The following is a 26921-nucleotide window of genomic DNA, read 5'->3' as shown; positions in this document are numbered from 1 at the left end:
ACGGTCAGCAAGTTCGACGCCTTCGATCGGCTCATCCGCGACGGGGACGTGCAGTACGGCTACGACGCCCTGGATCGCATGACCAGCCGCGTCAAGGGCACCGACACCGAGCGCTTCACCTACGACGGCTTCACCAGCAACCTGACCGCCGTGACCGACGGTAACAACACCACCAAGGCCGCCTACGGACGCGACGCCCTCGGCAACCTGCTGAGCCTGACCACGGTCGGCGGTGGTGCTCACCTGGCCCTGACCGACCTGCACGGCGACCTCATCGGCACCTTCACCGCCGGCGCCACCGCCCTGATCGACTCCACCGCCTACACCCCCTTCGGCGAGGTCATCATCCGAACCGGCACCACCCACAACCTCGGCTACCAAGGCGAATGGACCGACCCCGACACCGGCAACGTCAACATGCACGCCCGCTGGTACCAGCCCACCACCGGCACCTTCACCTCCCGCGACACCTGGAACCTGAACCCCATCCCGTCCGGTCAAATGAACCGGTACGCCTACGGGCTGGCATCACCACTGACCATGGTCGACCCCTCCGGTCACAAGGCCGCCAAGACACCCGAGATCGACGCGAACGGAGTCTGCCGCGGCACCGTGAGCCAGTGCGACGCCTACTTCAACCCGCCGGTACCCGAGATGAATTTAGGATCCGGAGGGTACGCGCTCGATGAGTACGGCACCTGTCACGGGGACTTCAATAAATGCGTCGGATACTTCGAGGCGAACTACTGGGAGAACCTTCGGGCGACCTACACCCCGGTCGACCCTCGCTTCTACTTCAACGATGAGGTGGCGAAGGAACTGGGCGTCATGAACAACGGCAAGCCCATCGAGCGCGGACTCCCCTACTGGTCCATGAGTGAAGAGGCTCGCGACCTCTACCTAGAGGGCTACAGGCCGTGGATGAGCCGCCCCGAGAACTTGGGACTCGCGGCCTGGGCAATGACGCAGGTGGGGGACATCGATGGACTTGACAATCTTGTCATGGCCCTGCCGAGCGCGGGTAGAGGGGTAACCGGTAAGCAGCTATATTCGGCGCTTAAGCAACAGGAAAGAGTTGAAACTTCTCTTGCCAAGTGTCATCACAAGCTCGACAACAAAGAGTGTCGAGAGTTGATTGCGCGTGAATGGCAGAACTGGCGGGCGTGGATTTGTGTGGACCCCTGGGCTAAAAAATGCGAGCTAAGCAATGTCGCCAAGGCTCTGGGATCGTTTGAGATGCCAGTCAAGCCGGCTCACTTTCTGGCGAGTGAGAATACTGATGAGAGTCTGGCGACTCTTCAGAAGCACGTGATCGGATGGGCGCGAAGCCAAGGTGCAGTTTGTATCAGGCAGACAAAGGATTTGATGATATGCACTGGACTAAAGAGCGGGGTGCACTTCGGTCGAGGGGGAACGAATATCGCAGGCGTAGTTCTCACCGATGACCCGCCGAAGTCGGGCTATGTGTGGAAGAAAGAATTTCTCAATCATGAAGCTGAGCACTCGAGGCAATGGGAGTTCTATTACAAGCAAACTAAATACTGGCCAACCTACCTCGTCTATTATCTCGACCAACCATGGAATGCCTGTCAGAACGTTTATGAGCTGCAAGCGGAAAGGAAGGGGGCCACATATGGATGCTAGCTACACTTCTAGAATGTCAGGTTCGCGGCCGAGAAGTCGACGCGTGTCGATCGCGTTCATTGTTGCTACAGCGGCATTGTCTGCATGTGGCCCTTTGCCGGCCGATAATGTCCCTCGCCCGGTAGCGGTCGGACGCTCGAGTGATGGGACAATTAGATTCGTGGTTCCGCTGTGCGACGGAGAGGAAATATCTTCGTTCATCGTGTCGAATAATCAGACCGGCGAGACTCTATGGCGCGTCTCGGAACCGGTCGGCAATGACGAGCGAAGTGGCGCCATCCTTCTCGGAGAGGGGAGTGGGTTCAAAAGTCAAGAGGTTCCACTGCGAAAGCCCTTGCCTGACGAGATTGATGTGACGGCGCATTTTGTGAGCGGCCCACCCGTTGGGTCGGGAATCCTTGTAAAGGCGATACCAGAGGATCTTGCGGGAACGGATCAAGTTACCAGCCCTACCTTAGGTAGGGGAACCGAGAAGGAGTTTTTAGAAGAAACAGAATCGGATTACTGCTAATCGGGCATCAGTCAATGCTCGAAGTCGCCGCTGACCAGGTGACCGCATCCTCCTTAATCGGTGAGTCGGGCCTCAATCGGGAGGCCCTGCGTGCGTTGGCTGAGATGTCTGACGGCGGACGTCAGATCGTCGCGAAACTTCATTATCAGCGCCGCCCGCCTCGAATGCGGCCAGGTCCCAGGCGGCCGGGATGTGTGACCTGAGGTCGAGGGGCGCCAACAGGCAGTGCACGTGCCGGATAGACGTACGGCTATACCGCGCTAGAGTTGGCGATCTCCTTAAATCCTCGGGTTTTGGCTGTTATAGGTTCTGATCACGTACGGCGTGGCGAGGGACACCACTCGCCAGCCGGTCGACTATCTGCGGACGTTCACCCTTCCCCAGCGCGGAACCTACGTCTCCCGGAGCGACAAGTGGCCGGAGCGGCCGGCCGACCCGTCGGAGGTGTCGACCTCCACGTGACTCGAGCGATCCACCTCGCTTCGGTGACAAGGCCGAGGTTGTGATCAACAGGAGAGGGCGTGCAGCTTCTAGGCTGAACCGGGTCAATACGTCAGACGGAGGTGCACGTGAAGATTCAGGCCGTCTTCTTCGACGTCGGGGAGACGATCGTCGACGAGACCCGCGAGTACGGCACGTGGGCCGACTGGTTCGGCGTTCCCCGGCACACCTTCTCCGCGGTCTTCGGTGCCGTCATCGCCCGTGGTGGGGACTACCGCGAGACCTTTCAGCACTTCCGCCCGGGATTCGATCTGCATGTGGAGCGGGAGCGGCGGGCCGAGGCCGGGCAGCCCGAGAGCTTCTCCGAGGAGAACCTCTACGAGGATGCCCGCCCATGCCTTGCCGCCCTGCGTGAGCAGGGACTCCTGGTGGGTCTGGCCGGCAACCAGACCGCTCGCGCGGAGAAGATCCTGCGTGCCCTGGATCTCCCGGTCGATCTGATCGGGACCTCGGACAGCTGGGGCGTCGAGAAGCCTTCCACCGCCTTCTTCGAGCGGATCGTCCAGGAGGCCGGCTGCCCGGCCGGGGCCGTGCTGTACGTGGGGGACAGGCTGGACAACGACGTCAAGCCCGCCCAGGATTCGGGAGTAGCCACGGCGCTCATCCGCCGAGGCCCCTGGGGATACATCCTTGACGAGCCGGAGGCAGCCGAGCGGTGCCTGTTCCGGATCGACTCCCTCGCCGAGCTCCCGGAGTTGATCCGTAAGCACAACGAGGGTTAGGTCGACAGCTCGGGGCGGTGCAGCCGGTCCCGCCAACCTGTCCGACCAGGGCGCCCAGTTAGCCGAACTGCACATCGTGTGCCTGCCGGACTTCGTCGGTGCGACTCTAAAGCTTGAGCAGGAAGTCGAAGTCGCCATCCTTCGCGCCCAACAGCCACGCCTTGGCCTCCGCAGGGGTGAACACCTGGGGCTCACGATCGGGGTTCTGGGAGTCGCCAAGCAGGACATAGCCATCCACGACGGCGACGCGAACGCAGTTTCCGCCACCTCCACTGTGCCGGGAGATCGTCCACTCGACGTTGGTCAGGTCGAACGAAGATGGGTGCGGCTTGCGCGGTGTCACTGCTGCAGCTCCTTGATCATTTCCTTGAGACGTACACGTGTATCGTTGGGGCTCAGTGCCCGCTCCCACAAATCGGTGAAAGCCTCGGTGTAGCGCCTGACGTCCGCCTCCCCATCGAAGTACACCGAACTGGCCATGGTCTCCACCCATACGACGGCACGGGCGGCTTCGGGGAAGTGCATGAGCACGAAGGGGCCCGCCATCCCCGGGTGGCATCCGATCGAGCCTGGCAGGACTCGGATTGTGTTCCGCGGCTGCTCGGATTCGGCGAGCAGCCGCTCCAACTGTGTCTGAGTCACGGTCCGGTCCCCGACGATGTGGCGGAGTGCGCCCTCGTCGATGAGAGCGCGGAAGTCCTGAAGCGCTCCGTCCGACACCTGCTGCTGACGGTCCATGCGGACGTCGACGAGGGCTTTGACCTCGGAGAGCCTCAGTTCGGGACGCATGCCGGCGATCACAAGCCGGGCGTAGCCCGGAGTCTGGAGGAGCCCAGGGATGAGAGCTCTCTCGTAATTGAAGAGCGCACTGGCCCGCCGCTCCATCTTCAGGAAGCCTTCGAACTGCATGGGGCCGAGCAGTGCTGCGTTTCGCCGCCACAGCGCTGGGCGCGGCCGACCGGCTGGCGTTGTGTCTGCGCTTACGAGTTGCAGGATCTCGGAGCGCTCGGCGGCGTCGGCCTGGTAGCACTCGAGCAGGGCCTCGGCCAGCTCTCGCGGGACTCGGCGTCGTTGGCCTCGCTCCAGTCTGCTCAGCCCGCTCTTGTCGATCCTGATGCCGCGTTCGCGCAGCACCGGGTGCTCGGCGACCTCACCCTGCGTCATGTTGCGACGCTCACGCAACTCTTCGAAGCGTAGCCCGACCTCGCTGAGCACCAGCGACCACGGCGGTTGCTTCATATCCGGCATGGGGGTCAGTGTGGCGGCTCGCCGTGGGTCGCCACAACCGTCCGTAGAGCAATTTGCTCAACCATATTGCTAACCCCGTGCAAGGAGAGCATCCTAACGACAGGCACGACGGGTGTGGAGCCCGTTGCTCCACGTGGCACTGCTCGTTGCGCTGGTGGACACCTGTCCGACCTTCGACCTCAGGAGGACTGCCACGATGCCCCGCCCCACGTTGTTCCGCCTCCTGGTCCAGGAGCGTCACTGGGACAACTGGGTGGTGTTCTGCGGCCACTTCGAGGAGGCGGCACGCGCGCTCGCCAAGGAGACCAACACTCCCAGACTCGCGAGCGTCACGGTGGCTCGGCGCACGTTCGACCGTTGGTTCGCCGGCGACTGGTACGGGCGCCCGCACAACGACGCGGCGCGGGTGCTGGAGCACCTCCTTGGCTTTCCCCGGACGGAGCTGTTCGCTCCGGCGCCCGATGTCCTCGAAGCCCGCAAGGCCGTCCACGACCGTGGCGGCTTGCAGGCTTCCATCGCCATCGGTCAGCGATGGCCCACCTCGCGGCTATTCCTCTCCGCGGCCGACGACGTTGCCGACTCCTGGGAACTGACGGGCCGAAAGGTTCTGGACGGCACCACCTCGGCCGTCCACTTCCTCCCGGCAGTGAGGCGCGACGATGAGGTCGGGCTCCGGCATCTGGATCCTGCCGCGCTGGTGAAGTTCCTCCGTCAAGCCCGCCGTGGCCTGCTTGTCGGCGTGGAGGAGCAGGACGACGACCTGCGCCTCTACGTGATCGACTCCGTGAACGCCCGCAAGAACCTGGCCGCCTCCACCTCACAGGCCGAGGGACTCGCGCTCACAGCAGGCCATGAGCTGGACGACCTGACATACGGCATTCTGTGGTCCTTGGTACAGCTCGACGACGGGCTCCTCGCAGACGACCAAGCCCTGGATGAAGAGCAGCAGGTGCTGGAGGCCTACCTGCAACTTCCGCGCTCCGCGCCCAGCCGGATGACACTGCCCATGCTCACGTCGGTGGGGGCGAGATGGCTGGGGTCCGCGTTCTGTGCGCAGCACATCCAGCGGCGTCTTGATGGAGCGTCGGAGGCGCCGCTGTTCTGGACCAGGGAGCAGACCGGTGAGGAGGCTGCCGCCTGGCTGTTCTTCCGGCACAAGATCGCGTACCTGCAAGCGCTCCGGCGGCAGTTCGGCGGCGCGGCCAGCCCGCTGTCGCGGACATTCTGCATTCCCGAGGCCGAGGTCGCCCGCACCGACCGGTACGAGCGCGTTCTGCTGTTCCTGGCCGTTGCGCTGATGGAGATGTACGGCATCCGCGTCCAGGTGACGGCACGCCCTGAGTACTCCGCCGTCGACGGGTTCGTGCTGGTGCCGGGCCAGCGCGCTATCGTGGCGAACTGGGTGCGTACCGAAGCGCTCTGGATGGCGGACACCACCACTGGGCGGGCCGACCTGCGCAGCTATCACGAGGCCGTCAGTGAGGCCGCCGATCAGAGCCTCCTGCAGGGCAACGACCCCGAGACGCGGCTGCGCGCAATGGCCGGTTATCTCGGCCTCGACTGGAGATGGGTCACCCGCAGGTCTTGTGACGTGGGCGAGTGCGGGGTTGCCAACCTGGTACGGCCGCGCAGCAGACTGATCAGCGTCGATGTCCTTGACGAGGTCCTGCGCTTCGTGGGAAGCCTTGCCCCCGATCAGTAGGCCCGCAAGGCTGACCCTGTCCAGAAGCCGACCACTCCCGCAGAAAGGCCACCCCGTGCCAGACCAGAGCCGCAGCATCCTGGTGGTGACCCTCGGCGGCACCATCGCGATGACCAAGACTTCCGGCGAGACGGGCGGGGTGACGCCGCGCCTGACGGGAGCCGACCTCGTCGCCGCAGTACCCGGTCTGGACGAAGGGACCGTGATCACCGTCGAGGACTTCCGCCGGGTCCCGGGTGCATCGCTCACCGTCGACGACATCGCTGAGCTGGCCGGGCGCCTCGGAAAGGCCGCGGCCACCGGTACGGACGGCTTCGTCATTACGCAGGGAACCGACACCCTGGAAGAGACCGCCTTCCTCCTGGACCTCCTTTACGACGCGGACGCGCCCCTCGTGCTGACCGGGGCGATGCGCAACGCCGCGATGCCGGGGGCCGACGGACCCGCGAACCTGCTGGCGGCAGTACGCACCGCCGCCAGCACCGATGCCCGCGACCTGGGAGCGCTCGTGGTGTTCGCCGATGAGATCCACGCCGCCCGCCACGTCCGGAAGGTTCACTCAACCAGCATCGCCGCCTTCGCCTCCCCGAGCGCCGGTCCCATCGGACACGTGATCGAAGGAGTCCCACGGCTGCACTTCGCGCTCGAACGCTACCGCGCCGTGCCACCGCCGGTACGGCCGGCCGTGGTCGAGATCGTGCACACGACCCTGGGCGGTGACATCGCGACGCTCGACGGTCTTGACCGCCGCGCGGACGGGGCTGTCGTCGCGGCGTTCGGCGCCGGACACGTACCGCAGTCCTGGGTCGAGCCCCTGCAGGCGCTGGCGGAGCGCATCCCGGTGGTGCTCGCCTCCCGGACCGGTGCTGGCAGCGTCCTGGCCGGCACCTATGCCTTCCCCGGCTCCGAAAGCGATCTGCTGGCCCGTGGGCTGATCAGCGCCGGCCCATTGGATCCGTACAAGGCGCGACTGCTGCTCCTGGCCCACCTGCGCGCAGGAGCCGACCGCGCGACGGTCGAGGCCGCCTTCACCGAACGTCGCTGATCACATCACGAGCAGGAGATTCGCATGCGCGCCACACGCTTCAGTCGAGGTCGAGAGTTCATCTTCGCCATCGACCATGGGGAAGACTTCTTCACCGCACTGGAGAAGCTCTGTGGTGAGCACGAGATCCGCGCCGGCTACATCCCCACTTTCATCGGAGGGTTCAGCTCCGCCAAGCTGGTGGGCACCTGCGGCCCGCTGGAGCATCCCGAGGCCCCGCTGTGGGACCACGTTGAAGTGAAGACGCTTGAGGTGCTCGGCGGCGGAACGCTTGCCTGGGACCCTGACAGGGACTGCCTGGCGCCGCACATCCATGTTTCGGCCGGCCTGAAAGCCGACTCCGCCGACGGCCGGACCAGCCACTTGCTCGCTGCTCAGGTGCAGTTCATCGCCGAGCTCGTCGTCGTGGAGATCACGGATCCCGCCCTGATCCGACCTCGGCAGCCGAGCCTGTTCGACGTCCCGCTGCTCACCTTCAGAGAGCAGCACTGACCGCGCGAGGGAAGGGGGGAGTGTCAAGGAAAGGGCTCTGGCCCACTTTCGGTGGTGACGGAGCGTGATAGCTCGTGTCGGTCCATGACCCCCTCGCCGTGCTGTGCCAGCGTGACGCCGGTGTGATGTTAAGGATCTCGCGGGGCTTGTGTTCCCGCAGTTGGCCGGCCTGGTCGTCGGCAGCGTTCAATCCAGGAGCGGCGTGATCCTGGTGCATGTCACGTCCAACGGCGCGCCGGTGGAGTGCCCCGGCTGTGGAGCAGCCGGCCGGGTGCATGGCTATGTGGACCGGCAGCTGGCGGACTTGCCGGTGGCTGGGCACCGAGTACTCGTGCGGCTACGGTTTCGGCGGTTAAGGTGCCCAACGGTCGGGTGCGAGCGACAGACGTTCCGGGAGCCGCTGCCTGGGCTGGCCGAACCGTATCAACGCCGCACGATCGCCTTGACCACGCAGGTGGGGGCGGTGGTGCGGGAGCTGGCCGGCCGGGCGGGATCTCGGCTGCTGGACGTGCTGGGAGTCTCGATCTCGCGGCAGAGCGCGGTCCGGTCGTTACTGCGTCTGCCCCTGCCGGTCCGTCCGGTACCGGAGGTGATCGGGGTGGACGACTTCGCACTCCGTAAACGGCACCGCTACGCCACTGTGATCATCGACGCGGTAACCCGGGAGCGGATCGACGTGCTCGCCGATCGTCAGGCCGACACCTTGGAGGCATGGCTACGTGCCCATCCCGGCGTGCGGGTGGTGTGCCGAGACAGCAGCGGCGCCTACGCCGAGGCGATCCGTCGCGCCCTGCCCGAGGCGGTGCAGGTCGCCGACCGGTGGCAGTGCGCCATGAGGCGCCTGGTCGTATCCCCGGCTGAGCCGGGAGGAATTGGAAGGAGGTTCCTGGGTCCGATGGCTTACCTGGATCCGAAAGGTGAAGGGGACAGCAGCATGTCATTGAAGCGGTGGCCGTGCTCAGGCGTTGGAGGCGGCGCGTCGCGGGATCCGCGTGATATGGCGAAAGCTGGATTGTCTGAATCCCAATCTACAGTTGATGGAAGGTCGCATCCGTCGGAAATCGACGCCCGAAGCCGACGCCGCGTTCTGCCCGGGTTTAGTGCCATGACCTGGGCACCTTCCGAGCGCGGAGCGATGCCCAGTGAGGGCATTGAAGGAGATGAGTGGGACGCCTACCTCACGCTGTCACGTACGGCCAGGACGAACATGGGATCGCCTACGGGACGCGAGTCCTATGGTGACGGAGGCCCCGTAGTAGTCGCCGGAGTCACGCCCGGCCAAGGAGTCCGGGAGAGCCGGATGCAGGGCGAAGGGGGCCAGGTGATCGGACACCTCAGGGTCGGGAGGTATGCGTAATGCAGAGCGCCGAAACGGTGCTGGGTGTCCTGCGTGAGCGCGGCAGGCGTGGCCTGCCGTTGAACGAGTTATATCGGCAGTTGTTCAACCCGCAGTTGTATCTGCTGGCCTACGGGCGTATCTACGCCAACAAGGGGGCGATGACGCCCGGGGTCACCGGGGAGACCGTGGACGGCATGTCGATCGGCAAGATCGAAGCGATCATCGAGGCGCTGCGGTCCGAGCGGTATCGGTGGAGCCCGGTCAAGCGGATCCACATCCCGAAGAAGAACGGCAAGACCAGGCCCTTGGGTCTTCCGCCGTGGTCGGACAAGCTCGTCGGCGAAGTGGTGCGGCTCCTGCTGGGCGCCTACTACGAGCCGACGTTCTCCGACCTGTCCCACGGTTTCCGTTCCGGTCGAGGCTGCCACACCGCGTTGCGGAAAGTGAGCGAGACCTGGACCGGGACGACCTGGTTCATCGAAGGAGACGTCGCCGACTGCTTCGGGAGCTTCGATCACGAGATCATGCTCTCGACACTGGCCGAGCGGATCCACGATGGCCGGTTCCTGCGGCTGATGCGGAACATGCTCATGGCCGGATACTTGGAGGACTGGGTCTGGAACGCGACGCTGAGCGGGGTCCCGCAAGGTGGCGTCGTTTCACCGATCTTGTCGAACATCTACCTGCACCGGCTGGACGACTTCGTCGAGAAGGTTCTGATACCGCACTACACCCGAGGGCGGATCCGCAGGCAGGACACCGTCTATGCCAGGGTGCGCGCTGCCAGAGACCGGGCGCATAAGCGCGGAGACCACGCCACGGCGCGGGAGTTGCGCAAGCAGTTGCGGAGCATGCCCAGCGGGGATCCCCGAGATCCTGGCTTCCGGCGGCTGCGCTACGTCCGGTACTGCGACGACACCCTGCTCGGGTTCACCGGACCGAAGGCCGAAGCCGAGGAGATCAAACAGCGCCTGACAGCGTTCCTGCGTGACGAACTCGCGCTGGAGTTGTCGGCGGACAAGACACTGATCACGCACGCCCGCACCCAGGCGGCGCGTTTCCTCGGCTATGGGATCACCGTCCTGCACAACGACCGTAAGGTCACCCGCGGCCGGCGCAGTGCCAATGGCGTTGTCAGCCTCAGGGTGCCGGCGGCGGTGATCAAGGCTAAGAAGGCCCCCTACCTGTCTCGCGGCAAACCCGAGGGCAGGCCCCGTCTGATCAACGAAAACGACCACACCATCGTCAACACCTACGGGGCCGAGTGGCGGGGCATCGTCCAGTACTACCTGCTGGCCGGGAACGTCCATCGTCTCCACCGGCTCGGCTGGGTCATGGAGACCTCGCTGCTGAAGACTCTGGCCAACAAGCACCGCTCGTCGGTGGCGAAGATGGCCCGCAGATACGCGGCCACGATCGCCACCCCGCACGGGCTGCGCAAGTGCTTCGAAGCCAGGATCGAACGCAGCGGCAGGAAACCACTGGTCGCACGGTTCGGAGGTATCCCACTACGGCGCAACAAGGACGCGGCCATAACCGACCATGTCCTGGTCCCGGGCACCATCCGCCACAAAGAGCTGATCACCCGGCTCCTGACGAACTGGTGCGAGATCTGCAAAGCAGAAGACGGCATCTCGGTGCACCACGTCCGACGCCTCGCCGACCTCACCCGGCCGGGACGGCCACAACCCGCATGGGCGGAACTTATGGCCACACGACGGCGCAAGACCCTCGTGGTCTGCCGGATCTGCCATGACTCCATCCACACCGGGCAGCCGAAACCGCAGCTCACGCAGTAGTCACCGGAGAGCGACGTGCGGTGAAAGTCGCATGCGTCGTTCGGGCTGGGGGCCGCAGGAAAAGGACCCGCGCTCCGCGCGGGCACCTCGCCAGCGGCCCACCAGTGCTACCTGGCACAACCTGGCCGAAGCCGTGGTCAAGGAGGTTGCCGCGCATTCGGTCTGCTGGGGCAAGACCGGGCCGCCGCCCAAGGACGGGGTGCGGGCCGCCACTACCCGCGAGCGCTGGCAGCAGGTCCACGCTCTACTCGACCAGGGTGTGGGGCTGCTGGAATGCGCCCGCCGCCTCGGTGTGGCGTTGAACACCGTCAAGCGGTATGCCCGCATCAGTGAGCCCGAGCGGCTGGTCAGGGTCCCGAAGTACCGGCCTACGCTCGTCGATCCGTTCCGTGATCACCTGCGCCGCCGCCGTGCTGGAGCCCGCCGTCTCGGTTCAGCAGTTGCTCGCCGAAATCAGGGAACTCGGCTACACCGGCAGTCAGAACCTGCTGTACCGATACATCAACCAAGGCAGGGTCGAGTGCGACCAGCTCGCGATCTCGCCGAAGCGGCTGGCCGGTCTGTTCCTTAGTGGTCGTCGCTGGAAGTCCTTCGGGGGTTGACGGTTGGTGGGTCAGTGCGCTGCTCGTGATCAGCTGTTGGCGTTGGTCACGTAGAGGTCGCAGACCAGGTCGAGGGCCTCTTGCGGGCTGCCGGTGAACCAGATCGCATCCTCATAACCGCCCGTGCTGGGCGTATGGATCGCCAGCCCCCATCGGTGCGCCGATCCGCCATAGCGCAGCCGCATCAGCGGCAGCCGCTGGCCACCGGCGAGTTCCCCCTCGACGTAGCCGAACTGGCCGCGGTAGCGCACGTGAACGTCGGCCAGCTGGGGCCAGTGCTGCTTGGCGTGCAGAAACAGCCGCTGAGCCAGGGACGTCTTGGTCGAGGCGGGGATGGCAGGCATGGCCGATATCTTGCCGTCCCGGCGTGTCATTCGCCCACTATCGGCATGAATGCGGGCATTGTCGGCGAGTCACCGTGAAGATCGACTACAGAGAGTCCTCTGGTGCCCGTCCCCCGCGCCCGCCAGATCGTCTTGGCTGCCGCCGAACGCCGGCGGCTCAAGCAGCTGGCGTACTCCCACACCGCCCCTTACCAGCAGGTCATCCGCGTGCGGATCGTGCTGGACGCCGCGCACGGCTACTCCAACGCGAAGATCTCCCGACGCCGAGGCGTCACCGTGGACACCGTCCGCCTATGGCGCGGCCGATACGCCGACGAGGGCATGAAAGGACTGGCCGACCGGCCCCGCTCCGGGCGCCCGCCGAAGTTCACCCCGGTCCAGGTCGCCGAGATCAAAGCGCTGGCCTGCCAACTGCCGGCCGAAACCGGGGTGCCGCTATCGCGCTGGAGCTGCCCCGACCTGGCCGGCGAAGTCGTCGCCCGGGGCATCGCCGCGGCGATCTCCGCCTCCACCGTCCGCCGGATCCTGGCCGCTGACGCGCTCAAGCCCTGGCAATACCAGACGTGGATCTTCATCCGCGACCCCGACTTCGCCGCCAAAGCGAGCAAAGTGCTGGACCTATACGCCCGCACCTGGGATGGCCTGTCCCTGGGCGACGACGAGTATGTGATCTCCGCCGATGAGAAGACCTCCATCCAGGCCCGCTGCCGCTGCCACCCCACCCTGCCGCCCGGGGCCGCCCGGATGATGCGGGTCAACCACGACTACGAACGCGGCGGCGCGCTGGCCTACCAGGCCGCCTACGACGTCCACCGCGCCCGCGTGTTCGGCCGCTGCTCGGCCAAGACCGGCATCGTGCCGTTCATGGACCTGGTCGAGCAGGTCATGACCCAAGAGCCCTACGCCTCGGCCAAGCGGGTGTTCTGGGTCGTCGACAACGGCTCCTCCCACCGTGGCAAGGCCGCCGCCGACCGGCTGACCGCGCGGTTCCCCAACGCGGTCATGGTGCACACGCCCGTGCACGCCTCCTGGTTGAACCAGGTGGAAATCTTCTTCTCCATCGTGCAGCGCAAGGTCGTCACGCCCAACGACTTCACCAGCCTTGACGAGGTCGAAGACCGGCTCATCGCCTTCGAGCGGCGTTACAACGCCACCGCCCGGCCCTTCAGATGGAAGTTCACCCCGGCCGACCTCGAGGACCTGCTGGCCCGGATCGAGCGGCACGAACAGAAAGAGTCCAACCTCCAGCAGCACGATGACTGCGACCATCAGCCTGCCGTACTGGACGCCGCCGCGTAACCCCCGAGGGATTTACGAACACGACCACTTAGTGAACCAGGCACACTGACCGACGCCCAGCGGGAACGGCTCGATGCCGCCATCGCCGCCTGTGGCGAGATGACCATGTGAGCGGCCTCGTCCGGGACTTCGCCGCCTTCCTCGAGCCGAAGGACGGCAACGATCGGCTGCTGACCGCCTGGATAAGGCTCGCACGACAGGTCGACCTGCCGCACGTGCACACCTTCACCCGCGGCCTCGTCAATGATCGCGATGCGGTAGACGCCGCGCTCTGCCTGCCGTTCCACAACGGCGGTACCGAAGGCGTCTATACCAAGACCAAGCTCCTCAAACGGCAGATGTACGGCCGCGCCGGGTTCGCTCTCCTCTGTCACCGCATCCTGCTCGGCTAGCCACTTTCCGTCACCACCGAAAGTGGGCCAGAGCCCTTATTCGTACAGTCCTGGAAGGGGGACGGGGATCGTCAGCGATCCGGGGCCAGCTCTGACCGGGCGGTGACCCTGTCGCACAGGAAGCTGAGCTTGGAGTAGAACGTGCGCTGTTTCGCCAGGCCGCTCGTGGCGAGGTGCTCCAAGAGCCAGCGGTCGATGCGTTGCATCTCCCGGAGCACCTCGTCCTTGTCGTGCTCCAGCAGGCTGCGCGAGCGCCGGTACTCCAGCTCGCACTGCGACAGGACCACCTCCGGCGCTGTCAGCAGAGAGCAGTGGTCGAGGTAGATGCCGTAGACGTGGCCGGTGCGCATCGACTCGCACTGGATGTCGTAGCGGACGCGCCGGAAGGGCGGCATGGCCCGCACTTGGAGGCCCAGCTCCCAGCGGAGGTACTCTCCGAAGCCGTCTGAGGTGACCTCGATGTCGGTGTAGAGCTGCTCGCGGCGCGCGAAGGCGTCCTCCGCGTACCACTTGCGCTTCAGCACGTGCCCGCCATCGCCCCGGGGGATGAAAGAGGCGTAGCCGCGCTCCGGGTCCGGGCCGGTGACGTCGAACAGGTGGTTATCGAAGCAGTAGACCTGGAATTCGTTTCGGTACTCCGGCCGGCAGTCGGCCAGTTCGCCGTAGCGCAGGGCCTTCAGCAGTTCCATGGAGGCCGCCCAGATGTCCGTGCCCGGCGTCAGGTTGTACTTGTACTCCAGTTCCGTTCCGGCGAAGTGGGTGCGGAAGTGGCTCGGTTGGTTGTTGAGCCGCAGCGCCGACGTCTCATACGCGGCCAGCACCGGATCCAGCCAGCGCAGCGCTTCCACCGGGCCTTCGCCGACCGGCTCCCCGGTGATTCGGACAAAGCAGGCCGACCTCGACGCGGTCCTCCAGTTCGTTCGCCGACAGGGACTGCCAGCCCTCGATCTCTTTCTCCATCCGCTGCTGGAGGGCCCGGAGCTCCGCCGCGGTTCGCTGGGCACGGCTCAGACACAGCGCCCCGCCCCAGATCTTGCGGATCGCGGGCTCGTGAGTGGCCGGGTCGCCGGTGAAGCGCAGGTTGAGCACAAGCCGTTTCGGGTCGTTGGCGTACCGCTCCACCCATCGCCGGTCGCGGGGATCGTAGCCGTCGATCTGGTCGAGGTAGCTCTGGTCCAGCCAGGCGCTGGCGTAGCCGGGGAGCTTCCGGGCTCTGGCGAGTGCGGTCTCCATCGCCTTCTCGGTGGCCTTCGCCGGGTCGATCGGGCGCCATCCGCCTGCGGGCATCGGGCATGGTGTGGTGCGTTCAGGCCGGTCGTGCGGGGCCTTGTCGCGCTCGGCGGGACGCGCAGGCTCGGTGAGCGTGAGCCGTTCACCGTCCCAGGTGCCGACCACGTGGTAGTCGCCCCAGCGCACGCCCCCATGCTTGGAATGCTCGACCGCATTCCAGTCCCAGCCGATGATGTCGGGTCCGGCGCACTGGGGCGGCATGGACTGGGCGACGTGGGCGCAGAGCTGGGAACCGTGTCTGGAGTCGGCGAGCACGGTCGCGTCGGCCTGGTACCGCTTCGCCGGCGTGGTCGCCGCTGGCGCCGTTCCGCAGGCGGCGAGCGCGACGAGCACGACGGCGAAGCAGATTCCCCTCATGCCCGGTGAGACGGACGGAAGCGCTGAAGGGTTCACCATGGGCCTTCTGCCGAACCGGGTGCTTGCCGGTGTGCTTACCGGTGGCTCCGAAGCCGTTGCGGGCGAGTTGACCGGCTCCGGCAGGGATCGGCCTGGGCTCGCCGTAGTCATCCGGGGTCTCGGAAACCGTCGGGCGGTGACGCTAGCGTCGGCGGGGTGACCGCCGACACGCTCTCCCCCGGGTCCTCATCGCAGTCTCCTGAACGGCTGCGCGCCGAGATGGTCGCCCAGTTGAAGCGCGAGGGCTGGATCCGTGCCGGCGAGGTCGCCGATGCCTTCGCCGCGGTCCCGCGTGAGATGTTCGCCCCCGAGGCCCCGCTCACCGCCGTCTACTCCGCCAAGGACGTCGTCATCACCAAGCGCGATGCCGCGGGCCGGGCGACGAGTTCCATCAGCGCGCCATGGCTGCAGGCCGAGATGATCGAAGCAGCCCGGTTGCGGAAGGGCGCGCGGGTTCTGGAGATCGGCAGCGGTGGGTACAACGCCGCGCTGCTGGCCGAGATCGTCGGCCCGGAGGGGTCGGTGGTCACCGTGGACATCGATCCATGGGTCACCGGGCGGGCCGGCCGGTTCCTCGCCGAGGCCGGCTATCCGCATGTGAAGGTCGTCTGCGGGGACGCGGAGTACGCCGCCGACGAGCACGGTCCCTTCGACGCCGTCCTGGTCACGGTCGGGGTCTGGGACTGCCCCTGGGGACGGCTGCTCGCCCCGGGCGGGCGGATGGTCGTACCTCTGATCTTCGCCACGATCACCAGGTCGATCACCTTCGTCCACGACGGCGACCACCTCATGGGGCTGAACCCGACCGTGTGCGGGTTCATACCGATTCAGGGCGACGGCGCACACGCCGAACGGGAAGCGGCCCTGGCCGACGGAGCAGTCAAGCTGACGATCGACGGCGGCCCCGAACTCGACGTCGCCGCACTCGATGCGGCGCTGAACGGTGCCCGGGCCGAGGTGTGGACCGGTATCGCGGTCGGCAACGGCGAGCCGTTCGACACTCTGAACCTGTGGCTGGCGACCGTGGACGACACCTTCGGCATGATCTGGCGGGACCCGGATCGGGACTGCGACCTCGCCCAGCCGGCCACCCGGTGGTACTGCCCGGCCCTGATCACCCTCGACAGCTTCGCCTACCTCACTGTCCGCCCTGCCAACCGCGACGGGGACTCCGGGGAACGCCGTCACGAGTTCGGCGTCTACGGGCACGGCCGCCGTGGTGCCGAACTCGCCCGGCGACTCCGCGATCACATGCGTACGTGGAACCGCGATCGGCGGCATAGCCCCGGACCTGACTTCACCCTCTATCCCGTGGAGGCCGCAGTGCCGGTGCCGGCCGTGGGGCGGGTCTTCCCCAAGCGGCACACCCAACTGGTCATGACATGGCCCTGATCACCCCGCAGCGAGATACCACCGACCGATCCACCGCCAGACAGGGTTGACGTTATGTACCTGATGGCATCCCGCTCGATCAGGTCGGGGTATATCCGAAGGCTCTTGATCGTGCAGATATCGCCCCTTCCGAGAGCACTGGTCGGAGCCCGCTGCCGCATGCCTGGCGGAGCGCCGTTTCGTGTCAGCCCTTACAGCGGCTGGTGATCGCAGCGCGCACGGGCCGTTGCCGTCCGAGAAAGTCGGTGTTGTCCGCCCACTGGTCGACGCCTCCCTCCAGTGGCAGGGCGCGCAGTTCGGGGTGGGTGATGGTCTGTGCCAGGGCCCGGGCGAAGCGTTCGGCGTGCAGCACCTGGAAGGGCCGGTCGTGGTACGGCCGGCGCGCCGGGTTCACCGGCTCCGCGAGCCCGGTGTCGTTCTGCAGGTGGGCCACGATCTCGTAGGCGTCGCACAGGTGCCGCTCTCGCGCCGGGTAGTCGGTCGCCGTCACGGCGCCGCGCAACGACGGCGTGAGTTTCCCGGCGATGGCCAGTCGTCCGAACGCGCTGCCCAGCCACTTGCTGTACGGCGCGTATCGCCGTACAAGCAGCAGACACAGCCGCATCAGGTCGCGTACCAGCCGCCCGGCGACGAGGGCGGAGCCGAGATCGTCGCCGACCTCGGCGCAGCGTCCGACGAACGCTTCCTCCTGGGAGAGACGCTGCCACTGACAGGCCAGCAGATACCGCCATACCTAATCGGGGTACCAGGCCAGGCGCCGACGTGCAGCGGTGAGCAAGCCGAGCCCGTCGTGGAAGACCACGCCGCCGGTGACCTCGGCGAGCCTCTGCTGCGGCATCACCAGCCAGTCGCTCACGGTCGGTTCCACGGTCTGCGGGTGGAGGCCGAGGTGAGCGTTCAGCCAGGAGCCGACGGTGTTGATCAGGACTCGGTGGTTGACCAGGCCGTCCGTCATCTCCATGTGGCCGACCGGGTTGCCCGGTTGCCGGTGACGAAAGTGGGTGGGCCAGCCGCGGACCTGCTTGGGTAGCCGGTAGGCCAGTAGGCGGTGCAGGTCGGTCGCGTGCTCGGCGGCGTCTTCGGGCGTGAGGAACAGATCCAGTCGCGGCCCCCCAGTCGTGATCCGTCGACCGTGCGGTGTCGAACCCGAGCACCTCCGATCCCGGGCCGACCCTCGCGGCGGCGTACCGCAGCCAGGGGTATTCCTCCTCGAGGATCGGCCGTACCGCCTCCTCATAGAAGATCCGTGACAGCGTAAGACCCGGCAGGAACTCGGCGGCGGGAGTCGTCATGAGATCACTGTGCAGGGCCGGCGGCCCGGGAACCACCGGGTTTCGCCACGCCGTCCCGCCCTTGGCGCCGCGGATCGCGGGCACTCAACTGTGTTCGTACTCCTGGAAGTCCTCGATCGTCCACTCCAAGCCGCTGGCGACGACGGCGTCCTCGGCCATCCTGCTCGGATCGCCCCGACCGGTGTCCGCCAACGGGAGGCGCTGATGGCGCTTGGTGCCTTCCAGCGCGCCACCGCCACCGCCGGCTGGCTGGGGCGCGGTGGCTGCACCCTCGCGTTCCTCGGCCTCGCTTGATCACCAACTGGACGTCAGGCACTACTGGCCGGGTGACGCACTGGAGATTCTCGAGCAGCTGGAATTCTGTGGCGTCCTGGTCGGATTTCACTGTTCCGCTGGCGAGAGAACAGTGGACGCGATTGCCACCCGGGAGCGGGCCCTTCCAGGTCCTGGGGATGTGCCTGCCGAGGAAACCGTAATGCGAGATTCTCCGACGGTCTCTCCGAGACGTGATCGTTCCGTCGTATTGATCAGCGGATCGGGCTGTCATGGAGTTCGTGAAAACCCCCTTGACCCCGAACTTTTCCGCTGTTCCATCGGAATCCGGCGAGCGTTCCACTCGTTGAGAGGGAAAGGTGAGCATGATTGGCTCGGCTGTCTTCTGACTGCGGTCGAGACAGTGCTGAAGCCCTGTTGGCACGCGTCAAAGCGGACATGACGTGTGCGGCGTCGAACTTCCGGTCAGGCGCCGCCCGGGGTGTCGTGACAGCCGCGTAGCGAAGTGCGGTCGTTTGGATTTCGTGATCTCCGGGAATTCGAGAGATCAACCGATGGTCACGGTGCATTCCGATGCCTCATCTGGCCTTGGTCAGGGCCGAACTTCCAGGATTCGGAGGAAACTGGTACACCACCTCCACGGCCGAATCCCTTTCTGCTGCCATGGATGAGTGGATGGTATCGATATTCACAATTCCCGAAAGGGTGGAGTGTGATTTGAATGTCCCCGGCCGCATGGGATTTTTTGCGAATCAAAAGCGGCCTTTTGGAGCGCTCACCCGTTCCCGGGGTGCGGTCCGGCACTCTTCCGCAATGCGGACGTCGTCCTGTGGTGTACGACGCCCTGACGCTTTTCAATCACCTCAACTCTTGACACATGTCCCACTCGTGTTCAAACATCAGTTGACGCACTTCGACGGTTGGGTCTCGAAAGACTTTCAACCGGGAGGAGCCAAGTGACCAGTTGCTTTGAGGTGGGAACCACAAGACTTTTGTCGAGACGCACTTCATCGCCGCGCATCACACATGGCATTCGTCAGAGCACGTCTGAAGTCACCGCTGAGAGGCCAGCATGTCTGTTGACGTATTAGCACTCTGTCTGGGGTCGCGGCTCGGGCGCCCTTCGGCGCCGGACGCCACGGCCCTGACGGACGGTGAGTCCAGGCTGAGCTATGCCGAGCTCCACGACCTGGTCAGCCAGGAGGCGGCCGCGCTGCGCCGGCGAGGCTCAGGGCCGGGGTCTCTCGTACCGTTGCCGCTACCGGAGGGACGTACGATCGGCACGATCGTGTCCCTGCTCGCGATCCTGGCCGCCGATGCGGCGTTCACCCCGGTGTCGGTGGGAGCGGAGAGCGAGCCCCTGGTCCGCGAGTTATTGTCGAAGCGCTCCGCCTGGCCCGGCCACCTCTTGCCGTTCTCGGCCCCGGCCTATGTCCTGACGACCTCCGGCAGTACCGGCCCGGCCAAGCACACGGTGGTCACCAGAGAAGGTCTGCGCAGAGTCTTCGGAGGCCTGTACACCCGGTTCCGTGACCACCTGCCGCCCCTGGCCGTGTGGACGCAACTGCACCCGCTGACCTTCGGCTTCAGTGTCTGCGAGGTGCTCGGGAGCCTGACTTTCGGAGGGACGCTTGCCCTCGTCGAGCGCGAGGAACCCGTGACGTTCACGGCCCTGTCCCGGAGGCTGTCCGACGAAGCCGGCCCGCATGTGGTGTCCCTGACCCCGTCGGAGATGTCCCTACTGGTGAGCGCTGACGATGTGCCGCTCCCTTCGCACCTCCTCCTCAGTGGAGAACCGGCTCACAGGGCTCCGCTGCGTGACCTCTTCGCGCGTGCCGGGGCTGTGCCGCCGGTCGTAGTGAACACCTACGCCGCTACGGAAACCTCTGGGCAGATCACCGCGGACCTGGTCACCGCCGCGCGGCTCGACGCCGTCCTTGCGGGCCATGTTGGGCGTCCGCTCCCTGGAGTCGAGGTCCTGTTGCAGGGCCCTGACGGCACACCGGTTCCTCCTGGAGACAGCGTCACCGAGGGGGAGATCGAGGTGCGGGGCGCGACGGTGTCAGGGGGGTACCTGGATCCCCTCGCACATGAGGCAAAGTTCCCCACCATCGGCCGCAAACGGGCGTTCCGCACCGGGGACCTGGCACGCTGGGCCCCGGATGGCGGGCTGGTGGTCACCGGGCGCGCCGAGCGCAGGGTGAAGCTCGCCGGACGCTGGACGGCTCTCGACGAGATCGAGCGAACTCTCGTCCAGGACGGATTGGCATCCGAGGCGGCAGCGGCCGTCGAGGAGTACACCGTCGACGGCTCCACGGCCGGTCGCCTTCTGGTGGCCGTCGTTCCCACGGGAACGGCCCGGGCCGAGACCGCGGCCCGGGTGCGGCGGCGGGTGCTGCAACTGCTGGACGGCCCGGTCACCGTCCGTATCGTCGTGTACGAGTCGATCCCCCGTACCGCCCACGGGAAGACCGACCTGGTGGCAGTCCGACAGGCGTCACAGGCAGCCGCGCGGAACTCCGGGCTCGTCGGCACGGTGATGCGGGTGTGGGCGGAACTGCTCGGGGCCGGGTTCTCCGCCGAAGCCAATCTCTTCGAGTGCGGAGTGGACTCCCTCGGCGCGGTGGCCGCAGCGATCCGGCTCACCAAAGCGCTGGGGCGCGAAGTGTCGCCGACATTCCTCTTCGACCATCCCCGGATCGCTCTGCAGATCGAAGCTCTCTCCGGCCTTGCCGCGGAAGTACAACCTCTCCAACCTCACACCGACCTACGGGGCAGCGCCGCCGACCGACGGCGCTCGGCCCGGCGTTCGGCCGGTGCCGCCACACCGCCCGTCCTTATCGAAGGAGTGATGCAGTGACCGACCGTGACATCGTGGTCCTGGGATACGCCTGCCGGGTTCCCGGGGCATCGGACGTCGCTGCTCTGTGGAAACTGGTCGCGGAGGGCAGAGACGTGGTCACCCGCGCTGCCACCAACGTCGGCGCCACCGCCGGGGGCCGCGTTCACGCTTACGGGCTGGTGGAAGGGACCGAACTGTTCGACGAGGACTTCTTCGGCTACTCGCCGAAGGAGGCCGCCGAGATCGACCCGCAGCAGCGCCTGCTGCTGCTGTGCGCCGTCGAAGCGCTGGAAGCGGCAGGGCTGCGACCCTTCGCACTCGACTACGACATCGGCGTGTGGGCTTCCACCGGGCTCAGCTCCTACCTGCTGCAGACCTGGGACCCGGCCCTGAGCGGCACCGAGGGCATGTCGGCCCTGATGGGCGGCGACCCCCACTATGCCGCCACCCGCATTGCCTACAAACTGGGGCTCACCGGCCCGGCGATCTCGGTCGGTTCCGCCTGCTCCTCGTCGTTGCTGGCGATCCACTCCGCGTCCCAGGCCATCAGGGCCGGGGAATGTGATCTGGCCTTGGCCGGCGGGATGGATATCGAGCACCCGCAGCCCATGAGCTATCTCCATCAGGAGGGTGGCATCCTCGCCGCCGACGGGGTTTGCCGGCCCTTTGACCGGGACGCCACCGGCTCTGTGTTCGGCTCCGGTGGCGGCCTGGTGCTGTTGGCCGACAGGAGCCTGGCCGAGCGGGAGGGCTGGCCGGTTCGGGCGGTGCTGCTGGGGTCGGCCGCCAACAACGACGGTGCGGCCAAGGCGTCCTTCACCGCGCCGAAGTCCTCCCGGCAGGCCGATGTCATCCGGCAGGCGCTCGCCGCAGGCGGGGTGGAGCCGCGAGAGGTGACGTACGTGGAGTGCCACGGAACCGGCACCAGACTGGGCGACCGCAGCGAACTGGACGCCATGGCCGCCGTCTACGGCCCGGAATCGCGGGTCACGCTCGGTTCGCTCAAGGCGAACCTCGGGCATCTGCGTGTCGGCGCGGGCGTGGTGGGGTTCATCAAGGCCTGCGAGATGCTGCGGCACCGTACACTGCCGCCGATCGCCAACCTGCACCATCCGAGCCCGGCGGCGGACGAGGCAGGGTTTGTCGTCCCGGCCGAAGCCGCGCCGATGACCGATCCCGACGCGGCCGTCATCGGCGTCAGTTCCTTCGGGTTCGGCGGCACCAACGTCCACGCCGTCGTCGGCGCCGCTCCGGACGCCGTGGTCGGTCTGGCGGCGGACGCCGAGACCGCCGAGAACACGGACCCTGTGGTGCTCCAGGTGTCCGCCGCCACTCCGGACTCGTGCCTCGCCACATCCGTGCGACTGGCGGACCACCTCCGTACCGAACCAGGGATCCCGCTCAGCGCGGTGGCCAGGACCCTGCGCCAGGGCAGGGAGCCCAAGCCGTACCGCTTGGCCGTGGTCGCCCGGGAACGGCAGGCCGCGGTCTCGGGCCTGGAAGGCGACGCCGCCTTCTCCGTCGAGGGCTGGGCGTCCGCCACGGTGACCCCTGTCGTCCTCGTCCCGGGACAGGGCTCCGACCTTGCGCCCCTCGCCCGCGCGCTGTGGGAGTGGGAGCCCGTGTTCACGGATACGTTGCGTCGCCACTGGTCGCGACTGGCGGAACGCCGTCCCGGTACCCCGGGAATCGAGACAGCCCTGGGCGACCAGGGCCGGCTGACCTGCGGCCAGCGGCATGCCTGGTACACCGCGGTTGTACTGGCAGTCATCGAGCAGCTGTGCCGCCGGGGGCTGCCGGACGGCTTGTACGCCGGATACTCCCTTGGCGAGTACGCTGCGGCGGTTGCCGCCGGCGCGCTCGACGCCGATAGCGCCCTCGACCTGCTGATCGACCGAGGCGAGGCCCTGGACCGCAGCGCCCCGGCCGGCCTGATGCTGGTGGTCCAGGCGGGCCCGGAGCAGGCTGCCCGAGCACTGCCGGACATGGTTCCGGCGGCCGTGTTCTCCGAGCGGCGAACGGCGTTCGCGGTGGCCGCCGAGGCGGCCGACGACCTGCGAGACCGTCTTACCGCAGCCGGTCTGGTCCACCGCGAGGCCGACGTCGACCTCCCCTACCACTCGCCGCTGCTCGGCGAGTCAGCGGCAGCCTTCGCGGCCCTGGCCCGGTCTGCCGCGCCCCGGAAGACGAACCGGTGGATACCTACCCTTGGTGGGGGTGACGACCAGGAGCCTTCCTCGTACTGGGAGCGGCACCTCGTCCAGTCCGTCGATCTCCGGGCGGTCACCCGCTCGGTGGACGACCTCGCGAAGGACGCCCGCCCGGCCCTGGTCGACCTGAGCCCCGACGGTTTCCTGGGACACACGGCGGGCGCTGGCACGGCGGAGGTCGTCACGGTCCACCCTGGTCGCTCGGGTGCGGACCCCCGAACGGCCTACCTGCGCGCACTGGCCGGGCTGTGGACGGCCGGCATCGAACTGGACCTGAGCCGGCCCGGCGAGGCCACGACGACGGTCGCGCTGCCCTCGCGGGCCTGGGATCTGCGGCCGCACCGGAAAGAACGCCCGCAGGGAAGCGAGTCCGTCGCGGTCCGCAAGGGCACCCGGTCAGTGGTGCGGGAACGCTCCGTCGATCGCTGGATGTACCACCCGAGCTGGCGCCTGCGCCGGCGTTCTCCGCAGCCCGAGGACCTGGCAGGCCAGCGCTGGCTGGTGTTCGCGGGCCGTGACGGGTTCAGCGACCGGGTCGTCACCGAACTGCGCGCGCTCGGCGTCGAATGTGTCTGCCTGCGGCCCTTCGACGATGTCGTGCCGGGCGACGAGGAATCCATCGGAGCGGCCCTCGCCGGGATGGACCTGCGGTCCCGGCCCGTGCAGCGAATCCTGCACCTGTGGTGCGCGGAGGGCATGACGGATTCCGGAGACCTGGAGGGCCGACTCACGACTCTGGATACCGAACTGGCACACGGCTTCTACACCCTGCTGTTCGGTTTCCAGGCCCTCGCCTCCCAGCAGGGCGCCGCTCCGGTGCGGCTCGACATCGTCGCCCACGGTGTGCATCCCCTCGACAGCAGCGGTACGGCATCCTCGCCGGAGCGTGCTCTGCTTGCCGGTCCCACGCTGGTCATCCCGCAGGACCTCCCCTTCGTCACCGCCCGTTCGATCGACATCAGCGCGCTGTCCAAGGGCACCGCCACCCCCGAGACGGTGGCGGAACTGTGCGCCCCCACCACGGAGCAGGCGGTCGCCCTCACCCCGGGCGGGCGCTGGGTCCGTGCCTACGAACGCGACATCCTGCCCGAGGTTCCGGCCGCGAAGTTGCCGCTGCGCCTGCGGGAGGGCGGCGTCTACCTGATCACCGGCGGGCTCGGCGGTATCGGCATGACCCTCGCCGAATACCTGGTCCGCACCTGCCGCGCCCGCCTGGTCCTCACCGGACTGGACGCGGTGCCGCCCACCGGCCCCGGTGCGGTGCTGCCGGACGACGATCCGGGACTTGCGGAACGAGCCGAACGGATCCGCAAACTGAAGGCACTCGGCGGCGAGGTGCTCGCCGTGCGGTGTGACGCCGCCGACCGGGAAGAGACGGCTGCCCTGTTCCAGGAGATCGACCGCCGGTTCGGCCGACTCGACGGAGTCGTCCACGCCGCGGGTGTCTTTGAGACCCGGCGTGCCTTCCGCAGCCTCGCCGAGACGGGCCGGGAGGACTGCGAGCGGCGGCTGCGCCCCAAGGTGCTGGGTACCTTGATGCTGGCCGAGTTCCTGCGCGGACGCCGACTGGACTTCGTCCTCATGCAGTCCTCCCTCTCCTCCCACCTGGGCGGACTCGGCTTCTACGCCTATACCGCAGGGAACGCCTACATGGACGCGTTCGCCGAAAGGCACCGCGACGACGACATTCCGTGGATGACGGTCAACTGGGACGGCTGGATCTTCCGGGAGCGCGAGGACGACGCCCCCCACGAGTCGGTGGTCTCACCGTCCTTCGCTTCCCCCGACTTCGGGGTGGTCGCCGAGATCGCGATCCGGCCGAGCGAAGGGGCCGATATCTACGGGCGGTTGATGAACCTGATCACACCCCATCAGGTTCTGGTCTCCACCGCTGACTTCGAGGCCCGCATCGACCAGTGGGTACGTGGAGTCCAACCCGTTCCCTCGACGGAGCCGGCCTCCGTACCCGCCGACGTGGCCTTGGCCGATCCGGTCGCGGCGCAGGTGGCCCGGGCCTGGGCCGAGCTCCTGGGGGTCGGCGACCTGAATCCGGACTCCAACTTCTTCGCGATCGGTGGCGACTCACTGCTCGGTGTCTCGCTCGCCCACCGGCTCAGCCAGGAGTTCGACACTGTGCTCAGCGCCATCACTCTGTTCGAGAACCCGACCATCACGCAGATGGCGAAAGAGATCATTCGAGCGACTGCGCACAGCCAGGAACAGCGGGGGGAAGCGTGACCGACGACTTCGTACACTCGGCCGCCGGGACCGACGGGACCGGCCCGCTCCACAATCCCCCGGCCAGGTTCTCCGTCATCAAGCTCTTCGACGACCTGCCCTGTACCCACCGCTCCTGGGCACACGACGGCAAGTGCTCCTTCCTGCACGGCTACGAGCGCCGCTTCGAGATCGAGTTCGGCTGCGGCGAACTGGAGCCGAAGACCGGGTTCGTGATCGACTTCAGCGCTCTCAAGGAGGTCCGGGCGCTTCTCCAGGGCCAGTTCGACCACACCACCCTGATCGCTGCCGGGGATCCGCAGCGGGAGTTGTTCGAGGAGCTCGGGCGGTGCGGCGTCATCGACCTGCGGATCATGGATCACACCGGTATGGAGGGAGCCGCCGAGTGGGTCCACGGGAACGTCGACCGGCTGGTCCGGGAACGCACCGCCGGTCGGGTTCGGGTGCTGCGCGTCGTCGCCCGCGAATCGCGGAAGAACGCGGTGGTCTTCCAGGCCCCGGACCCCTGGGGACGGATGTGAGCGGCGGGGCTGACCCCTTCGACGAAGCAGCGGGCTCGCTGATCACGGCGGTCGTGCCGCAGCCGTGCGGCGCTTCCTGGCTGCTGCTGCCAGGGTGGCAGCAGTCCGCCGCGCACTGGACACCCGTGGCCCGCTGGCTGGCGGGCTCGGGGATCACGCTGCGCGCCGCCGATCTGGCGACGGCAGCGGATGGCTGCGTCGCCCCGCGCGGCACCCTGGCACGGACCGAGGAACTTGTGGACCGCCTGCTCGCCGAGACGGTGACCGCTGAGGCGGTGATCGTGGCGGGCCACTCGGCCGGAGCCCCGTTGGCCGTACTCCTCGCGGTGGCCCTGCCCGGTGTCCAGGCCGTGGTCATGGTCGAACCCGTGGCCTCCCACTTCGGCACCGCCCCCCCGTGTGCCGCTGTCCCTGGCATGCCGGGTGTCCCCGGTGGGCTTCGTCGGCTCCGCGACCAGTACCCCATGGCGGCCGAGGCGACGCTGCGCAGCATTGACGCCGCAGCACGCAGGCTCCCTGGCAGCGAACCGGCCGGCCCCGCCCGGGGGCCGGCCCCCGCCGACGACCGGCGTGCGGCACGCGCGGGCCAGGCCCTGGCCGCCACCCGTGTCCCCGTACTGGTGGTGCGCGGCCAGGCGTCGGCGCTGCTCTCCGAGCAGGACGCCCGAACCCTCGCTGCCATGGCGCCGTTCGGGAGGTGCGTGACCGTCCCGGACGCCGGCCACTCACCCCACATCGACCGGCCACGGGCCACCGCGGCGTACCTGACCGACTTCGCCGCCGAGCTGACCGAGCACCCCACCGACCTACGCAGGAGCATCCCGTGA

Annotated in this window: 20 protein-coding genes and 3 pseudogenes; 16 read left to right on the top strand and 7 right to left on the bottom strand. The window is 67.2% G+C overall.

The features are described 5' to 3' along the window. The first annotated feature begins 48 nt into the window (after positions 1 to 48). The 3 genes from ACQP1K_RS17455 (at position 49) to ACQP1K_RS17445 (ending at position 3378) form a co-directional block, all read left to right on the top strand. On the top strand, positions 49 to 1644 hold the full coding sequence (locus ACQP1K_RS17455) for an RHS repeat domain-containing protein (RefSeq protein ID WP_433496772.1): 1596 nt from the start codon (positions 49 to 51) through the stop codon (positions 1642 to 1644). Between the two features lie 835 nt (positions 1645 to 2479). Beyond that, on the top strand, positions 2480 to 2617 hold the full coding sequence (locus ACQP1K_RS17450) for a hypothetical protein (RefSeq protein ID WP_433496771.1): 138 nt from the start codon (positions 2480 to 2482) through the stop codon (positions 2615 to 2617). 107 nt (positions 2618 to 2724) lie between these two features. Continuing rightward, positions 2725 to 3378 carry an HAD family hydrolase gene (locus tag ACQP1K_RS17445; protein ID WP_433496770.1) on the top strand — a complete coding sequence of 218 codons (654 nt, stop codon included), beginning with the start codon at positions 2725 to 2727 and terminating at the stop codon, positions 3376 to 3378. Between the two features lie 106 nt (positions 3379 to 3484). Here the strand turns inward: ACQP1K_RS17445 and ACQP1K_RS17440 are convergent, their stop codons facing one another. After that, positions 3485 to 3721 (bottom strand): DUF397 domain-containing protein, encoded by a 237-nt coding sequence (locus tag ACQP1K_RS17440; protein WP_055483442.1) that lies wholly within the window; start codon positions 3719 to 3721, stop codon positions 3485 to 3487. After that, complete coding sequence (locus ACQP1K_RS17435; RefSeq protein WP_433496769.1) at positions 3718 to 4626, bottom strand: helix-turn-helix domain-containing protein; 909 nt, start codon at positions 4624 to 4626, stop codon at positions 3718 to 3720. Before ACQP1K_RS17435 ends, ACQP1K_RS17440 begins: the two co-directional genes overlap by 4 nt. 211 nt (positions 4627 to 4837) lie before the next feature. Between ACQP1K_RS17435 and ACQP1K_RS17430 the strand changes: the two genes are divergently transcribed. The 6 genes and pseudogenes from ACQP1K_RS17430 to ACQP1K_RS17405 all read left to right on the top strand — a co-directional run. Then, on the top strand, positions 4838 to 6328 hold the full coding sequence (locus ACQP1K_RS17430; protein ID WP_433496768.1) for a hypothetical protein: 1491 nt from the start codon (positions 4838 to 4840) through the stop codon (positions 6326 to 6328). 55 nt (positions 6329 to 6383) lie between these two features. Continuing rightward, positions 6384 to 7373, top strand: coding sequence for an asparaginase (locus ACQP1K_RS17425; protein ID WP_433496767.1), 990 nt, complete (start codon positions 6384 to 6386; stop codon positions 7371 to 7373). A 24-nt stretch (positions 7374 to 7397) separates the two neighbouring features. After that, entirely contained in the window at positions 7398 to 7865 is a 468-nt protein-coding gene (locus tag ACQP1K_RS17420) for a PPC domain-containing DNA-binding protein (protein ID WP_433496766.1), read from the top strand. A 202-nt stretch (positions 7866 to 8067) separates the two neighbouring features. Further along, positions 8068 to 8688: pseudogene (locus ACQP1K_RS17415) on the top strand (ISL3 family transposase); the annotation flags it as partial. A 533-nt stretch (positions 8689 to 9221) separates the two neighbouring features. Further along, positions 9222 to 11003: a reverse transcriptase domain-containing protein gene (locus ACQP1K_RS17410; RefSeq protein ID WP_433496765.1), complete on the top strand. Its 1782-nt coding sequence runs from the start codon at positions 9222 to 9224 to the stop codon at positions 11001 to 11003. A 112-nt stretch (positions 11004 to 11115) separates the two neighbouring features. Further along, positions 11116 to 11575 (top strand): annotated as a pseudogene (locus ACQP1K_RS17405) (ISL3 family transposase); the annotation flags it as partial. A gap of 59 nt (positions 11576 to 11634) precedes the next feature. On the opposite strand, the gene ACQP1K_RS17400 reads toward ACQP1K_RS17405, so the two are convergent. Then, entirely contained in the window at positions 11635 to 11949 is a 315-nt protein-coding gene (locus ACQP1K_RS17400; protein WP_433496764.1) for a hypothetical protein, read from the bottom strand. Between the two features lie 102 nt (positions 11950 to 12051). On the opposite strand from ACQP1K_RS17400, the gene ACQP1K_RS17395 reads away from it, so the two are divergent. Together ACQP1K_RS17395 and ACQP1K_RS17390 are read left to right on the top strand one after the other, a co-directional pair. Further along, positions 12052 to 13248 carry an IS630 family transposase gene (locus ACQP1K_RS17395; protein ID WP_433496763.1) on the top strand — a complete coding sequence of 399 codons (1197 nt, stop codon included), beginning with the start codon at positions 12052 to 12054 and terminating at the stop codon, positions 13246 to 13248. Between the two features lie 107 nt (positions 13249 to 13355). Next, positions 13356 to 13640, top strand: coding sequence for a transposase (locus ACQP1K_RS17390; RefSeq protein ID WP_433496762.1), 285 nt, complete (start codon positions 13356 to 13358; stop codon positions 13638 to 13640). A 71-nt stretch (positions 13641 to 13711) separates the two neighbouring features. Here the strand turns inward: ACQP1K_RS17390 and ACQP1K_RS17385 are convergent, their stop codons facing one another. Next, positions 13712 to 14488 carry a hypothetical protein gene (locus ACQP1K_RS17385; protein ID WP_433496761.1) on the bottom strand — a complete coding sequence of 259 codons (777 nt, stop codon included), beginning with the start codon at positions 14486 to 14488 and terminating at the stop codon, positions 13712 to 13714. Further along, positions 14445 to 15287: a hypothetical protein gene (locus ACQP1K_RS17380; protein ID WP_433496760.1), complete on the bottom strand. Its 843-nt coding sequence runs from the start codon at positions 15285 to 15287 to the stop codon at positions 14445 to 14447. Before ACQP1K_RS17380 ends, ACQP1K_RS17385 begins: the two co-directional genes overlap by 44 nt. Positions 15288 to 15482: 195 nt before the next feature. Here ACQP1K_RS17380 and fxlM point away from each other — a divergent pair, with 195 nt between their 5' ends. Further along, entirely contained in the window at positions 15483 to 16718 is a 1236-nt protein-coding gene (gene fxlM / locus ACQP1K_RS17375) for a methyltransferase, FxLD system (RefSeq protein WP_433496759.1), read from the top strand. A gap of 184 nt (positions 16719 to 16902) precedes the next feature. Here the strand turns inward: fxlM and ACQP1K_RS17370 are convergent, their stop codons facing one another. Together ACQP1K_RS17370 and ACQP1K_RS17365 are read right to left on the bottom strand one after the other, a co-directional pair. Beyond that, on the bottom strand, positions 16903 to 17322 hold the full coding sequence (locus ACQP1K_RS17370; RefSeq protein ID WP_433501678.1) for a hypothetical protein: 420 nt from the start codon (positions 17320 to 17322) through the stop codon (positions 16903 to 16905). A 6-nt stretch (positions 17323 to 17328) separates the two neighbouring features. Next, positions 17329 to 17673, bottom strand: a pseudogene (locus tag ACQP1K_RS17365) (DUF4037 domain-containing protein); the annotation flags it as partial. Positions 17674 to 19355: 1682 nt separating this feature from the next. Here ACQP1K_RS17365 and ACQP1K_RS17360 point away from each other — a divergent pair. The 4 genes from ACQP1K_RS17360 to ACQP1K_RS17345 are packed head-to-tail and all read left to right on the top strand — an operon-like array spanning position 19356 to position 26921. Further along, entirely contained in the window at positions 19356 to 21143 is a 1788-nt protein-coding gene (locus tag ACQP1K_RS17360) for a non-ribosomal peptide synthetase (RefSeq protein WP_433496758.1), read from the top strand. Continuing rightward, the gene (locus ACQP1K_RS17355) at positions 21140 to 25573 is read left to right on the top strand and encodes an SDR family NAD(P)-dependent oxidoreductase (RefSeq protein ID WP_433496757.1); all 4434 of its coding nucleotides are present in this window, start codon (positions 21140 to 21142) and stop codon (positions 25571 to 25573) included. Before ACQP1K_RS17360 ends, ACQP1K_RS17355 begins: the two co-directional genes overlap by 4 nt. After that, the gene (locus ACQP1K_RS17350) at positions 25570 to 26094 is read left to right on the top strand and encodes a 6-pyruvoyl trahydropterin synthase family protein (protein WP_433496756.1); all 525 of its coding nucleotides are present in this window, start codon (positions 25570 to 25572) and stop codon (positions 26092 to 26094) included. The genes ACQP1K_RS17355 and ACQP1K_RS17350 overlap by 4 nt, the downstream gene beginning before the upstream one ends. Then, the gene (locus tag ACQP1K_RS17345; protein ID WP_433496755.1) at positions 26091 to 26921 is read left to right on the top strand and encodes an alpha/beta fold hydrolase; all 831 of its coding nucleotides are present in this window, start codon (positions 26091 to 26093) and stop codon (positions 26919 to 26921) included. Before ACQP1K_RS17350 ends, ACQP1K_RS17345 begins: the two co-directional genes overlap by 4 nt.

Source organism: Sphaerimonospora sp. CA-214678, from assembly GCF_050942215.1.
Taxonomy (GTDB): Bacteria; Actinomycetota; Actinomycetes; order Streptosporangiales; family Streptosporangiaceae; genus Sphaerimonospora.
This window is presented reverse-complemented; position numbering and strand designations above follow the sequence as displayed.

Coding starts and splice junctions, on each gene's coding strand:
- ACQP1K_RS17370 (WP_433501678.1), bottom strand. CDS start 17,322: ATGCGGCTGTGTCTGCTGCTTGTACGGCGATACGCGCCGTACAGCAAG.
- ACQP1K_RS17360 (WP_433496758.1), top strand. CDS start 19,356: ATGTCTGTTGACGTATTAGCACTCTGTCTGGGGTCGCGGCTCGGGCGC.
- ACQP1K_RS17380 (WP_433496760.1), bottom strand. CDS start 15,287: ATGAGGGGAATCTGCTTCGCCGTCGTGCTCGTCGCGCTCGCCGCCTGC.
- ACQP1K_RS17420 (WP_433496766.1), top strand. CDS start 7,398: ATGCGCGCCACACGCTTCAGTCGAGGTCGAGAGTTCATCTTCGCCATC.
- ACQP1K_RS17435 (WP_433496769.1), bottom strand. CDS start 4,626: ATGCCGGATATGAAGCAACCGCCGTGGTCGCTGGTGCTCAGCGAGGTC.
- ACQP1K_RS17400 (WP_433496764.1), bottom strand. CDS start 11,949: ATGCCTGCCATCCCCGCCTCGACCAAGACGTCCCTGGCTCAGCGGCTG.
- ACQP1K_RS17410 (WP_433496765.1), top strand. CDS start 9,222: ATGCAGAGCGCCGAAACGGTGCTGGGTGTCCTGCGTGAGCGCGGCAGG.